Source organism: Rhodopseudomonas sp. G2_2311, from assembly GCF_047501505.1.
Classification (GTDB): Bacteria; Pseudomonadota; Alphaproteobacteria; order Rhizobiales; family Xanthobacteraceae; genus Rhodopseudomonas; species Rhodopseudomonas palustris_H.
This window is the reverse complement of the sequence record NZ_JAZDRK010000004.1, coordinates 447,205-460,934: the sequence shown is the minus strand read 5'-3', so window position 1 is coordinate 460,934 and position 13,730 is coordinate 447,205. Positions and strand designations below refer to the sequence as shown.

The 13,730-nt window shown below is 63.5% G+C and carries 13 protein-coding genes; 12 read left to right on the top strand and 1 reads right to left on the bottom strand.

Annotated features, from left to right (window positions below; all coding sequences use genetic code 11):
* Nucleotides 1–125 precede the first annotated feature (125 nt).
* Complete coding sequence (locus tag VRZ08_RS09880) at nucleotides 126–1,265, bottom strand: L-lactate dehydrogenase (protein WP_414532425.1); 1,140 nt, start codon at nucleotides 1,263–1,265, stop codon at nucleotides 126–128.
* Between the two features lie 163 nt (nucleotides 1,266–1,428).
* On the opposite strand from VRZ08_RS09880, the gene VRZ08_RS09875 reads away from it, so the two are divergent.
* From VRZ08_RS09875 to serA, 12 genes are all read left to right on the top strand, one after another.
* Nucleotides 1,429–1,590 (top strand): hypothetical protein, encoded by a 162-nt coding sequence (locus VRZ08_RS09875; RefSeq protein ID WP_205523335.1) that lies wholly within the window; start codon nucleotides 1,429–1,431, stop codon nucleotides 1,588–1,590.
* Nucleotides 1,591–1,791: 201 nt separating this feature from the next.
* Nucleotides 1,792–3,144 carry a phosphoglucosamine mutase gene (gene glmM / locus VRZ08_RS09870; RefSeq protein ID WP_414532424.1) on the top strand — a complete coding sequence of 451 codons (1,353 nt, stop codon included), beginning with the start codon at nucleotides 1,792–1,794 and terminating at the stop codon, nucleotides 3,142–3,144.
* Between the two features lie 171 nt (nucleotides 3,145–3,315).
* Nucleotides 3,316–4,581: an MFS transporter gene (locus VRZ08_RS09865; RefSeq protein ID WP_263989617.1), complete on the top strand. Its 1,266-nt coding sequence runs from the start codon at nucleotides 3,316–3,318 to the stop codon at nucleotides 4,579–4,581.
* Between the two features lie 309 nt (nucleotides 4,582–4,890).
* Entirely contained in the window at nucleotides 4,891–5,766 is an 876-nt protein-coding gene (locus VRZ08_RS09860) for an outer membrane protein (RefSeq protein WP_264074573.1), read from the top strand.
* A 145-nt stretch (nucleotides 5,767–5,911) separates the two neighbouring features.
* Nucleotides 5,912–6,703 (top strand): outer membrane protein, encoded by a 792-nt coding sequence (locus VRZ08_RS09855; RefSeq protein ID WP_414532452.1) that lies wholly within the window; start codon nucleotides 5,912–5,914, stop codon nucleotides 6,701–6,703.
* Between the two features lie 63 nt (nucleotides 6,704–6,766).
* Nucleotides 6,767–7,360 carry a glutathione S-transferase family protein gene (locus VRZ08_RS09850; RefSeq protein WP_414532423.1) on the top strand — a complete coding sequence of 198 codons (594 nt, stop codon included), beginning with the start codon at nucleotides 6,767–6,769 and terminating at the stop codon, nucleotides 7,358–7,360.
* Nucleotides 7,361–7,371: 11 nt separating this feature from the next.
* Complete coding sequence (locus tag VRZ08_RS09845) at nucleotides 7,372–7,842, top strand: GNAT family N-acetyltransferase (protein WP_414532422.1); 471 nt, start codon at nucleotides 7,372–7,374, stop codon at nucleotides 7,840–7,842.
* Between the two features lie 173 nt (nucleotides 7,843–8,015).
* The gene (locus VRZ08_RS09840; protein ID WP_264074569.1) at nucleotides 8,016–8,540 is read left to right on the top strand and encodes a PAS domain-containing protein; all 525 of its coding nucleotides are present in this window, start codon (nucleotides 8,016–8,018) and stop codon (nucleotides 8,538–8,540) included.
* Entirely contained in the window at nucleotides 8,515–9,819 is a 1,305-nt protein-coding gene (locus VRZ08_RS09835) for a methyl-accepting chemotaxis protein (RefSeq protein ID WP_414532421.1), read from the top strand. The genes VRZ08_RS09840 and VRZ08_RS09835 overlap by 26 nt, the downstream gene beginning before the upstream one ends.
* A 103-nt stretch (nucleotides 9,820–9,922) precedes the next feature.
* Entirely contained in the window at nucleotides 9,923–10,324 is a 402-nt protein-coding gene (locus tag VRZ08_RS09830) for a hypothetical protein (protein WP_414532420.1), read from the top strand.
* Nucleotides 10,325–10,558: 234 nt separating this feature from the next.
* Nucleotides 10,559–11,731 (top strand): phosphoserine transaminase, encoded by a 1,173-nt coding sequence (locus tag VRZ08_RS09825; protein ID WP_107345892.1) that lies wholly within the window; start codon nucleotides 10,559–10,561, stop codon nucleotides 11,729–11,731.
* Between the two features lie 169 nt (nucleotides 11,732–11,900).
* Nucleotides 11,901–13,490, top strand: a complete 1,590-nt coding sequence (serA, locus tag VRZ08_RS09820; protein ID WP_107345891.1) for a phosphoglycerate dehydrogenase — start codon at nucleotides 11,901–11,903, stop codon at nucleotides 13,488–13,490.
* Nucleotides 13,491–13,730 lie beyond the last annotated feature (240 nt).

Below are 13,730 nucleotides of genomic sequence, written 5' to 3'. Positions count from 1 at the left end.
GTTTTTGTTGTTCGTTCTCTCCCCGTCATTGCGAGGAGCGAAGCGACGAAGCAATCCAGCTCAGTGCACGGAGCTCCTGAATTGCTTCGCTGCGCTCGCAATGACGCGGAGAGGGCAGGGCGGAATTACTCCGCCAGCACCTTCTCGTCGATTTCGTGGATCGAATTGACGCCGCACAGGCCCATCGTGGTCGATAGCTCTTTGCCGATGATGTCGATCGCCTTGGCGACACCCGGGCCGCCATAGGCACCGAGGCCGTAGATGTAGGCGCGGCCGATCATGCAGCTCTTGGCGCCGAGCGCGAGCGCGCGCATCACGTCCTGGCCGGAGCGGACGCCGCCATCGAACATCACTTCGATGTGCGAGCCGACGGTGTGGACGATCTTCGGCAACACCTCGATCGACGACGGCGCGCCGTCGAGCTGGCGTCCGCCATGGTTCGACACCACCAGCGCCTCGGCGCCGACCTTCACCGCCTCGCGCGCGTCCTCGACGTCGAGAATGCCCTTGATGATCAGCTTGCCCGGCCAGATCGAGCGGATCCAGTCGATGTCGCGCCAGTTCAGCGAGGCGTCGAACTGCGATGCCACCCACGCCGACACCGACTCCAGATCCTTGGAGCCGGGCAGATGGCCGGCGATGTTGCCGAAGTTGCGCCGCGGCGTGCCGAGAATGCCCTTCACCCAGCGCGGCTTGGTGGCGATGTCGATGACGTTCTTCAGCTTGAACAGCTGCGGCGGCACCGTCATGCCGTTCTTGATGTCCTGATGGCGCTGGCCGATCACCTGCAAGTCGACGGTGAGTACCAGCGCGCTGCACTTGGCGGCGATCGCGCGCTCGATCAGCGCTTTGACGAAGCCGCGGTCGCGCATCACGTAGAGCTGAAACCAGAACGGCTTCTCGACATTGGCGGCGACGTCCTCGATCGAGCAGATCGACATCGTCGACAGCGTGTAGGGGATGCCGACGGCCTGGGCGGCGCGGCAGGCGTGGATCTCACCGTCGGCGTGCTGCATCCCGGTGGAGCCGACCGGCGCCAGGATCAGCGGCATCGCGTAGGTGTCGCCGAGGATGGTGGTGGCCAGATCGCGCTTGGAGATGTCGACCAGGATGCGTTGACGGAACTTGATCCGCTTCAGGTCTTCCACATTCGCCCGCAGCGTCTCCTCGGCATAGGAGCCGTGGTCGACGTAGTCGAAGAACATCTTCGGCACCCGGCGCTTGTGGATCTGGCGGAGGTCTTCGATGCAGGTGATTTCTTTCATGGAAATGCCGTCCGCCTCTTGCGGGTTGTTGCGAGCCGCTCGTCCTGTAGCACGCGGACGCCATGTGCAAAATCGTCGCGTCGGGCTTCGCCGATCCTTGGGAACCCGGTGCACCGCAGCGCGTTTTCCCCCGAATTCTCAAGGTTCGAGCAGGAGGACCGCGATGACCGACGCCAAGACCGCCGAAACCCCGACCAAGAACAAGAAGGAGCTGGAAGATCAGCTCAATGAAGGCTTGGAAGAGTCGTTTCCGGGCTCCGACCCGGTCAGCGTGACCCAGCCGGCGCCGTCGAAACCGGATGGGGATAAGCGCCGCAAGGATTAATCACCCGACGCTGCATACGGCTCGATAGATTATATTTCTCAGATAGTTACGCCGTCGGCCCCAGCCGGCGGCGTAATCTTTGATTACATTTTTTGAAGTCCCCGCAACTATTTTGGGCCTATAAGGCCGTTTCGCCGTACGGCAAGCCCCGGACGAATCGTGGGTTTTTGACCGTGACCGGCAAGGGCGGGGGATGATTGGATGAGCCGCAGATATTTCGGGACGGACGGAATCCGGGGCCGCGCCAACGGTTTGATCACGCCGGAGCTGGCCCTCAAGGTCGGCCAGGCCGCGGGCCTCGCGTTTCAGCGCGGCGAGCACCGTCACCGCGTGGTGATCGGCAAGGATACGCGCCTGTCCGGCTACATGATCGAGAATGCGCTGGTCGCAGGCTTCACCTCGGTCGGCATGGACGTGCTGCTGGTCGGCCCGATGCCGACCCCGGCGGTCGCGATGCTGACCAAGTCGATGCGCGCCGACCTCGGCGTGATGATTTCGGCCTCGCATAATCTGTTCGAGGACAACGGCATCAAGCTGTTCGGTCCGCTCGGCTACAAGCTCAGCGACGATGTCGAAAAGCAGATCGAGCTGATGCTCGACGAGTCGCTCGACAAGAAGCTGGCCCAGAGCGCCAGCCTCGGCCGTGCCCGCCGCATCGACGGCGTCCACGATCGCTATATCGAGTTCGCCAAACGCACGCTGCCGCGCGAGCTGAGCCTCGAAGGCCTGCGCGTGGTGATCGATTGCGCCAACGGCGCCGCCTACAAGGTGGTGCCGGAAGCGCTGTGGGAGCTCGGCGCCGACGTGATCTCGATCGGGGTCGAACCCGACGGCTTCAATATCAACAAGGAATGCGGCTCCACTGCGCCGCAGGCGCTGTGCGCCAAGGTCCGCGAGATGCGCGCCGATATCGGCATTGCGCTCGACGGCGACGCCGACCGCGTGATCCTGGTCGACGAGCGCGGCCACGTGGTCGACGGCGATCAGCTCTTGGCAGTGATCGGCCAGAGCTGGAAGGAGGACGGCCGCCTTGCCAAGCCCGGCGTGGTCGCCACCGTGATGTCCAATCTTGGGCTCGAGCGCTTCCTGGCAGGCGAAGGCATCGCGCTGCTGCGCACCCCGGTCGGTGATCGCTACGTGCTCGAGCAGATGCTGAAAGAGGGCTACAACGTCGGCGGCGAGTCGTCCGGCCACATCATCCTATCCGACTTCAACACCACCGGCGACGGTTTCGTCGCGGCGCTGCAGGTGCTGGCGATGGTGCAGAAGCTCGGCCGTCCGGTGTCCGAGGTTTGCCACCGGTTCGATCCGCTGCCGCAGATCCTGAAGAACGTGCGCTACCGCAACGGCAGGCCGCTCGATAACAGCGGCGTGATCTCGGCGATTGCGGACGGCGAGAAGCGGCTGAACGGTCACGGCCGGCTACTGATCCGCCCCTCGGGCACCGAGCCGGTGATCCGGGTGATGGCCGAAGGTGACGATCGCGACGTGGTCGAGGAAGTGGTCGACAGCATCGTCGACGCGCTCGGCAACGCGGCGGCTGCGGCCGCCTGAGGCCTGCTCCCGCCGCATCAGGCGGGGTGCAACGCTGCCATCGCAAATCCGCGCTACACACACGCAGCGCCTGGAACTACTTTATGAACGGTCGGCCAACGTGCCGGCCGTTCGTCGTTCTTGCGCCAGCGACGGTTGCGCCGGCGTCCCAAGCCCACTTCAGGAAACGCCGTGAACAAGCCTGTCACCGTCGATGCGGATATCGCTGCTCCGGTCAATCCGGCCGAGCTGCCGCTCCCCGAACTCACCAAGCCGGCGGCGCCTGCCGCGGCCGGGCCGGCCTATATCGTGCTTGGTGGCATCAGCTTCTCGCACTTCCTCAACGATACGATGCAGTCGCTGATTCCGTCGGTGTATCCGATCCTGAAGGCGAACTACGCGCTCGATTTCGGCCAGATCGGCATGATCACGCTGGCGTTCCAGTTCACCGCCTCGCTGCTGCAGCCGGTGGTCGGACACATCACCGACAAGAAGGCGCAGCCGTTCTCGCTGGCGATCGGCATGGGCTCGACCTTCCTGGGGCTGCTGCTGCTCAGCGTCGCGCATTCTTATGCGGTGATCCTGATCGCCGCGGCGATGATCGGGCTCGGCTCGGCGGTGTTTCATCCCGAGTCGGCGCGGATCGCGCGGCTCGCCTCGGGCGGTCGCCACGGCATGGCGCAATCGGTGTTTCAGGTCGGCGGCAATGCCGGCACCGCGCTCGGTCCGGTGCTGGCGGCGCTGATCGTGGTGCCGTTCGGCCAGCCGTCGATCGCCTGGTTCTCGTCGATCGCGTTCCTTGCCATCATCGTGCTGTGGCGGATCGGCGTCTGGTACAAGCCGCAGGTCGCCGGCAAAAAGAAGATGGTGGTGCAGCCGCATCCGCATGCGCCGAGCCGGCGTCGGGTGATGGTCGCGCTGGTGGTGCTGGTGGCGCTGCTGTTCTCCAAGCAGCTGTATCTGTCCAGCCTGTCGAGCTACTACACATTCTATCTGATCGAGAAGTTCCACGTCTCCACCCAGACCGCGCAGATCTTCCTGTTCATCTTCCTGGCCGCCACCGCCGCCGGGGTGTTCTTCGGTGGCCCGCTCGGCGACCGGTTCGGCCGCCGCTACGTGATCTGGTTCTCGATCCTCGGCATCCTGCCGTTCACCCTGGCGCTGCCCTATGCCGGGCTCACCGCCAGCGCAGTGCTGACGGTGTTCATCGGCTTCATCTTGGCGTCGGCGACGCCGGCGATCATCGTGTTCGCGCAGGAGCTGATGCCGCACCGCTTCGGCATGATCTCGGGGATCTTCTTCGGCTTCGCCTTCGGCATCGGCGGTCTCGGCGCGGCGGCGCTCGGCCAGGTCGCCGACATCCGCGGCATCGACTTCGTCTATCAGGTCTGCTCGTTCCTGCCGGCGCTCGGCCTGCTGGCGGTGCTGCTGCCGAAGATGCCCCGCCACGCCCACTAGCGCGGGTGGGGCAGGGCGCCGCCCTGATCCGCTCAAATCGCGGCTCCGGTTCCGATGGAACTGGAGCCGTTTTTTGTTGGTGTGCCGGCCAGTCAGGATCGCATTCGTCGGTAATGATTTGTTAGTAATTGCGGCGCCGGCGCGGCCTGCCGTTTGGAGTTGTTACCAGCGCAAAACGCTGCGACACCAAATATCAACCTTAAAAATTAGGGTTAAGTCGCGCTTAAGGAATTGATGGCATCGTTCGGTCTCATAGGTTTCCGGGTGTGGGGCCTTCGTAATTGATCATTGGACCAAAGGACGAAGCCAATGCGTAGCGTGAAGATGTTGATGGCCGCCGGAGCGGCTTCGCTGGTTGCCTCGGCCGCGATGGCGGCCGATATGCCGATTGCCCCGCCGCCCGCCTATGCGCCGCCCCCGGTTGAAGATTTTGGCGGTTGGTACCTGCGCGGCGACATCGGGTTCAGCAACCAAAGCGTCAAGGACGTGCGCCACTCCGATCCGACTCGCTACACACAGCTTACGTCATTCGATCAAACGAGCACCTTCGACACCGCCGGCATCTTCGGGTTGGGTGTCGGTTATCAATTCAACAATTGGTTCCGTGCCGATCTGACCGGCCAATACCGCGGCAAGTCGAATTTCAAAGGAACCGATACCTTCACCGCGACGAACACTGGATTTCCGTACAGCGGTGTGGACAACTACAGCGCAAGCAAGTCCGAGCTGCTGTTCTTGGCGAACGCCTATGTCGATCTAGGAACCTGGTGGTGCATCACGCCGTTCATTGGCGCCGGTGTTGGTGCTGCCCGGGTGACGATCTCGAACTTCACCGATGTTGGATCGAATAATCTCTTCGTTGGCGCTGGACCGACGGCAATCTACGGTACGTACCCAAGCTATGCCCTCGCGGGTTCAGGGTCGCAGTGGAATTTTGCCTGGGCTGCCCATGCCGGTCTTGCTTATAAGTTGAGTCCCAATATGACCATGGAACTTGCTTACAGCTACGTCGATCTTGGGAAGGGGACGACCGCCTCCGATCTGCGCGCCTATGACGCCGCGACTCGCGGCAACTCGTTCAAGTTCAACAATATCACCTCGCACGACCTGAAGCTCGGCGTGCGTTGGAATCTCGACGCGGGTCCGGTCTACGCCGCGCCGCCGCCCTTGATGCGCAAGGGCTGATCGTCGCCCTCCATCGTTTGCGAGTATTAACGGCGCGGGAGCTTTCCGCGCCGTTTTTCTGTGTCGGACACCTCGGGCGACAACGAAGAATTAAGGTTAACAGCCGATGATTTATATCGTGGAAAGTTCGTCGAGGAGTGTGGCGATGCGTAGAGTTGTGGTGGCTGCGGCAGTCGGCGTGATGGCTCAGACGGCGTATGCGGCCGACATGCCGGACTACGGTCCGCTCCGCGGCGCGCTGGTGGAAACACCCCGTGTGATCAATTGGGAAGGCTTCTACGTCGGCGGTCAGGGTGGTTACGGCACCTCCGATATGAATTTCACCAACGCAACGAATGACATCGCCTCGAACTTGCTGGCCAACACCGTTGTCGAAAGCCAGATGGCAGTGTCGTCTTGGCCCGTGCTGGGGAAGACGTCCTCACACGGTCAAGGTTGGGGCGCTTTCGTTGGCTACAATTCCCAATGGGACGATGTCGTGCTCGGCGTCGAAGCCAATTACATGCACGGCAGCTTCGGCGGTTCCGCCATCGGATCGATGGAGCGTCGGATCAACTACAACAATGTCGTCTATGATGCGACTTATACCAGTGCTGCGGCTATAACAGTGAATGACGTCGGCTCAGCCCGACTACGCGCTGGCTATGCGTTCGGCAGCTTCCTCCCCTATGCGTTTATCGGTGGCTCGCTTGGGCAAGCGGATATTGTCCGCACCGCGACCATTACGGGCTCTGAGGGTGGACGCACGGTTACGCCACTGTCGGCGACCCAAGTCCAGAACGGGCATTTTATCTACGGCTACGCTGGTGGCCTCGGCATGGACATGATGATCTATCGCGGTCTGTTCCTGCGCGCCGAGTGGGAGTATCTCAAGTTTGCCGCGCCGGTAGACACTAGCGTTTCGACGGTACGCGCCGGCCTTGGATACAAGTTCTAATTCTGCGATGGCTGACGCATTCAATGCGCTCGGTCCGTGCCTCAAGGTGCGGCGTATCCAGGGATGAAGATCTACGGCGACCTCAACTCTGGCAACTGCCTGAAGGTGAAGTGGACCTGTGATCGGCTGGGTCTGCCTTATGAGTGGATCGCGATCGACACGATGAAGGGCGAGACCCGGACGCCGGCGTTCCTGGCGTTGAAGCCGGCCGGGCAGGTGCCGGTGGTGGCATTCGACGATGGCCGCTCGCTGGCGCAATCCAATGCCATCATCCGCTATCTCGCTCGCGGTACTGACCTGATCCCTGCCGATCCGTGGCTCGAGGCCATGATGGACGAGTGGCTGTTCTGGGAGCAGTACAGCCACGAGCCGTATATCGCGGTATGCCGCTTCCAGATGGTCTATCTCGGCAAGCCGGCCAGTGAGCTCGATCCGGACAAGGTTCGCCGCGGCCACGCCGCGCTGGCGCGGATGGAGCTGCATCTGGCCGATAACGAGTTTCTTGCCGGCGAGAGGCTGTCGCTCGCCGATGTGGCCCTGCTCGCCTACACCCGGATGGCGGAGCAGGGCGGCTTTGCGCTGCAAGACTATCCGGCCATTCGAAGCTGGATTGGCCGCGCCGAAGCCGGGCTCGGCTTGCCGGCTTTTGGTTCGTGAGCCCGTCTCACATGAGTGCTGATTCCACCGTCAGAATCCGCCCCGCGCGCCGCGGCGATGTGTTTGCCATCGTGGCGATGCTGGCCGACGACCATCTCGGTGCCGGCCGCGAGAAGCTCGAAGAGCCGCTGCCGGAATCGTACTATGCGGCGTTCGACGCCCTGCAGCGTTCGCCGCATATTCAGATGGTGGTGGCGGAAGATCACGATGACCGGGTCGTCGGCTGCCTACAGCTTGCGGTGCTGCCGGGACTGAGTTCGCAGGGCGCGTCCCGGGCGATCATCGAGGACGTTCGTGTGGCCCGTGATTGCCGCAGCAGCGGCATCGGCGAAACGCTGGTGCGCTGGGCGATTGCACAGGCGCGCGACCAGGGTTGCAGGCTGGTCGAACTATTTACGCATCAGAGCCGTGTCGATGCGCAGCGGTTCTACGTCCGCCTTGGATTCCAGCCGTCGCATGTCGGCATGACGATGCGGTTTTGAATCGATTACTCCCCAGGCCCATCATAACCCGGTATTGCTACTGAGTGGCAGTTTAACGGCGGGGTAACGGGCTCAATAAGATTCTACTCCGTATAAGAAGCGCCGTTTCTCAGGGGAGGCAACCGGCCTGGGACCTGCCAATTCAGGTTTCAATTATCAGGAGTGCACGACCGATGGCTCGGCCGCAGGTGAAGCCGACGGGCATCGAATGCCCGTTCGACGAAGATGAATTGATCGTCTCCAAAACGGATCTCAAAGGGCACATTACCTACGCCAACGATGTCTTCGTTCGTCTGGCAAAATTCCCGCGCTCGGAAGTAATCGGCGCGCCGCATTCGCTGGTGCGACACCCGGACATGCCGCGGTCGATCTTCAAGCTGCTGTGGGACACCATCCAGGCCAAGAAAGAGATCTTCGCCTATGTGGTGAACATGGCGAGCGACGGCGATCATTACTGGGTGTTCGCCCATGTCACGCCGACGCTCGACGCCAACCGCAACGTCACCGGCTTCCACTCCAATCGGCGCAAGCCCGATCGCGATCAGGTCACCCGGATCGAGGCGCTGTATCGGCAATTGCGCGACGAGGAGAACCGGCATCGCAACGCCAAGGACGGGATGCTGGCGGGCTACGCGTTGCTGATGAGCATGATCAAGGATCGGGGCGTCGAGTATGATGAGTTTGTCTTCTCTGTCTAAGGCTATGATCGCCGTCGCCGGTGCCGCCGTGGTTATGCTCGGCTTGGCCGCGGCGCGCATCCTGATCGGGCCGCTCGGCTCGGCCGTGGAGATCGTCGGGTTGCTGCTCGGTCTCGGCTCGATCGGTGTCGCGGCGTGGCAGCTGCATGGGGCCGCAGGCGCGGTCGGCGAGGTTGCGGCAGTGGCCGAAAGTGCCGCGCATGGCAATCTCGAAGCGCGGGTGCAAGGCCGCCGGGATGGCGGTGACATCGGCAAGGCGCAGGCCGGTGTCAACAACATGCTCGACATCGTCGACGCCTTCGTCCGCGAGGCCTCGGCCTCGATGGACTACGTCAGCCAGGGCAAGACATTCCGCAAGGTGCTGACGCGCGGACTACCCGGATCGTTCAAGGTGGCGTCGACCACGATCAACAACGCCACCGGCGTGATGGATCGCCGCGTGCGCGACGTTGCCAAGGAGGCGCAGTGCTTCGCGGCCGGCATGGACAATGTTGCCAGCATGCTGGTGACCGCGTCGACCGGCCTGAAGGGCGATGCCGGCGCGATGGCCAATGCAGCCGAAGAGACCAGCCGCCAATCGGTGAGCGTTGCCTCCGGTGCCGAGCAGGCTTCCGCTAACGTCCAGACGGTTGCGAGCGCGGCCGAGGAGCTGACCGCTTCGATCGCCGAGATCTCCCGTCAGATTCAGCACTCCACCGCCAGCACGCATCAGGCAGTCGACGAGGCGGCGCAGACCACCGCGAAGATCCAGCAACTCGCAGACGCGGCGCAGCGGATCGGCGATGTCGTCAAGCTGATCAACGCGGTCGCAGCGCAGACCAATCTGCTGGCGCTCAACGCCACGATCGAAGCGGCGCGGGCTGGTGAGTCCGGCCGCGGCTTCGCCGTGGTGGCGGCCGAAGTGAAGGCGCTTGCCAGCCAGACCGCCAAGGCGACCGAGGAGATCACCGCGCGGATCGGCGAGATGCAGTCGATCACCGAGCAGTCGGTCGGCGCCGTCGAGGCGATCAGCCGCCGGATCAGCGAGATCAACGAGGTGAGTACGACGATCGCGTCGGCGGTCGAAGAGCAGGGCGCGGCGACGCGCGAAATCGCCAGCAATGTGCAGCAGGCTTCGGCCGGCACCGCGCTGGTGTCGTCGAACGTCGTTGGTATCAGCCATGCCGCCGACGATGCCGGCAAGATCGCGGTACGGGTCAACGGCGTCTCGGGCGAGATCGCCGGCCAGGTCGATCGGCTGCGGAGCGAAGTGCAGCGCTTCATCTCGCAGGTCGCGTGATCGCGTTTGGTTGTTCCTGTACCTTCGCCCTAACTCGTGTGTGATGGCGCGGAACGACATTGCGCCGGCCTCCGTTCTCCCCTCATAGCAAAGGGAGAACGTCATGCAATCCAAGAACGGTTTGACCAAGAGTGGTGTGATCATCGCGGCCATGCTGCTGGCGGCGTCAGGCGCATCGGCCCAAACCGGTGGCACCGGCGGCGGCAGCGGAGCCGGCGGCACCGCAGGCGGTGCGGCTTCGCCGGGCGGCATCAGCGCGCCGAGCTCAGTGCCGCAGAATTCCGGCAGTGGGGGGATTTCGTCGGCGCCGGGCGGATCAAGTACTTCAGCGACCGGAACCGGAATGTCGGGTACGACGACCGGATCGAACCTCAATTCGGGAACTAATCAACCGGGCGTTCCCAACACCTCGACGCCTGGCAGCATCGGCACCGGCGCGTCGCCGAGTGGTCTGCCAGGTGATTCCACCAGCAATCCCGGCCATCCCGGGCAGGTCGGCAAGTAGCAGGTCGCCTGAACTCACTGATTTCAGCGCGCGTCGGCCATCCAGCCGGCGCGCGTTGTGCGTTCTTGCTCGTCATGGTCTCGTCGTATTTCGTCCCCGGCACCGGCTTTCGAAAGTCTAAGCTGTCCGTGATCTCCCGGATGGCGAAGTTCCTTGACTTTCGAGGCCAAAGGACTATCCCCAGCAGCGGGAAACCTCTCCCCACCGAGAGGCAGCTATCTGGAAGGATAGACTATGACTGTAGCGAAGCCCGCTTCGCGGCCCAATGCGCCGCAATTCTCCTCCGGCCCCTGCGCGAAGCGCCCCGGCTGGTCCCCCGAAAATCTCAAGGACGCCCCGCTCGGCCGCTCGCATCGCGCGAAGGTCGGCAAGGCCAAGCTCAAGCTCGCGATCGACCTGACCCGCGACGTGCTTGAGGTCCCCGCCGACTACAAGATCGGCATCGTTCCGGCCTCCGACACCGGCGCCGTCGAAATGGCGCTGTGGTCGCTGCTCGGGCCGCGCCCGGTCACCACGCTGGCCTGGGAATCGTTCGGCGACGGCTGGGTCGGCGATATCACCAAGGAGCTGAAGCTCCCCAACGTTACCAAGCTCAAGGCTGGTTACGGCGAAATTCCCGACCTCACCAAGGTCGATTGCAACACCGACGTCGTCTTCACCTGGAACGGCACCACCTCCGGCGTCCGCGTTCCGAATGCCGACTGGATCAAGGCCGACCGTGAAGGCCTGACCATCTGCGACGCCACCTCGGCCGCGTTCGCGCAGCCGCTGGATTGGGCCAAGCTCGATGTCGTCACCTTCTCCTGGCAGAAGGCGCTCGGCGGTGAAGCCGCGCACGGCATGCTGATCCTCTCGCCGCGCGCTGTTGCTCGTCTCGAGAGCTACACGCCGACCTGGCCGATGCCGAAGATCTTCCGCCTCACCAAGGGTGGCAAGCTGATCGAGGGTATCTTCCAGGGTGAGACCATCAACACCCCGTCGATGCTGTGCGTCGAGGACTACATCGACGCGCTGCAGTGGGCGAAGTCGGTCGGCGGCCTCAAGGGCCTGATCGCCCGTGCCGACGCCAACACCAAGGTGCTGACCGACTGGCAGGCGAAGACCCCCTGGGTCGACTTCCTCGCCAAGGATCCTGCGATCCGCTCCAACACCTCGGTCTGCCTCAAGGTGGTCGATCCCGCCATCACCGCGCTGTCTCCGGAAGCCCAGGCCGACTTCGCCAAGAAGCTGGTCGCGGCGGTCGAGAAGGAAGGCGCAGGCTTCGACCTCGGCGCTTACCGCGATGCCCCTCCCGGCCTGCGGATCTGGTGCGGCGCGACGGTTGAGACTGCCGACGTGCAGGCCCTGACGCAGTGGCTGGACTGGGCGTTTGAGACCACCAAGGCCTCGCTGACTCAGGCGGCCTGATTAGTCACCCTCCCCTAGAGGGGGAGGGTCGACGCACCGTAGGTGCGGCGGGGTGGGGTGACAGACTCTCCCCGCCCTCGGACTCCAATTTCCATTCTCGACGCTTTCACCCCACCCCGGCGCTGCGCGCCGACCCTCCCCCTCAAGGGGAGGGTGTAGGAGAAATCCCATGACCGCTCCCAAAGTCCTCATTTCCGACGCGCTGTCGGAAGCCGCTGTGCAGATCTTCAAGGATCGCGGCATCGACGTCGATTTCCAGCCGAACCTCGGCAAGGACAAAGACAAGCTCGCCGAGATCATCGGCAATTACGACGGCCTCGCGATCCGCTCCGCCACCAAGGCGACTGCGAAGATCCTGGAGAAGGCCAACCGTCTCAAGGTGATCGGCCGCGCCGGCATCGGCGTCGACAACGTCGAGATTCCCGCGGCGACCGCCAAGGGCATCATCGTGATGAACACCCCGTTCGGCAATTCGATCACCACCGCCGAGCACGCCATCACCATGATGCTGTCGCTGGCCCGTGAGATCCCCGCCGCCGACGCCTCGACCCAGGCCGGCAAGTGGGAAAAGAACCGCTTCATGGGCGTCGAGATCACCGCCAAGACCCTCGGCGTGATCGGCTGCGGCAACATCGGCTCGATCGTCGCCGACCGCGCCCTCGGCCTGAAGATGAAGGTGATCGCGTTCGATCCGTTCCTGTCGCCGGAGCGCGCCAAGGATCTCGGCGTCGAGAAGGTCGAGCTCGAAGACATCTTCAAGCGCGCCGACTTCATCACCCTGCACACCCCGCTCACCGACAAGACCAAGAACATCATCGACGCGGCTGCGATCGCCAAGATGAAGAAGGGCGTCCGCATCATCAATTGCGCCCGCGGCGGTCTGGTCGACGAGAATGCCCTCGCCGAAGCCCTGAAGTCCGGTCACGTTGCCGGCGCGGCGTTCGACGTGTTCTCCGAAGAGCCGGCCACCAAGAATGTGCTGTTCGGCCTGCCGAACGTGATCTGCACCCCGCATCTTGGCGCCTCGACGACTGAAGCGCAGGAGAACGTCGCGCTGCAGGTCGCCGAGCAGATGAGCGACTACCTGCTGACCGGCGCGATCACCAACGCGATCAACTTCCCGTCGATCACCGCGGAAGAAGCCCCGAAGCTGAAGCCGTTCATCGAACTCGCCGAAAAGCTCGGCTCGTTCGCCGGCCAGCTTACCGACACCGGCATCACCAAGGTCACCATCACCTATGAGGGTGAAGTGGCCGAGATGAAGATCAAGGCGCTGACCTCGGCGGTTCTGTCGGGCCTGCTGCGTCCGATGCTGGGCGACATCAACGTCGTTTCGGCTCCGGTGATCGCCAAGGAGCGCGGCATGGTGGTGGACGAAGTCGTCCGCGCCGCCGAGAGCGACTATGAGAGCCTGATCACCCTGACGGTGACCACCGAGAAGCAGGAGCGTTCGGTGTCCGGCACGGTCTATGCCGACGGCAAGCCGCGCCTGGTCGACATCAAGGGCATCCGCGTCGACGCCGAATTCGGTGCCTCGATGATCTACGTCACCAACGAGGACAAGCCGGGCTTCATCGGCAAGTTCGCCAGCCTCCTCGGCGACGCCAAGGTCAACATCGCGACCTTCAATCTCGGCCGTCACACCGAAGGCGGCGACGCCATCGCGCTGGTGACGATCGACGGTCAGGCTCCGGCCGACGTGCTGGAGAAGGTCCAGGCGCTGCCGCAGGTCAAGCAGGTCAAGGCCCTGACGTTCTGATCGAAAGGCCGGATCGCACCGCTGCGGAGCAGCTCAGCCCCGTAGCTTGATCCCCAGCACGACGACATCAAGCCCTCTCCCCGGTACCGGGGGGAGGGCTTTCGTTTGCACGCTCCGCGCGAAATGGACGGAAGGTTCGCAAAATGGACGATTGAGTGCGCTGCAGTAACTGTCCGGGAAGATTTCCCGCGTAGTTGTACGAGGCGCAAAATTCTCGCGCCGCGTTGCACCTCGGGAGAA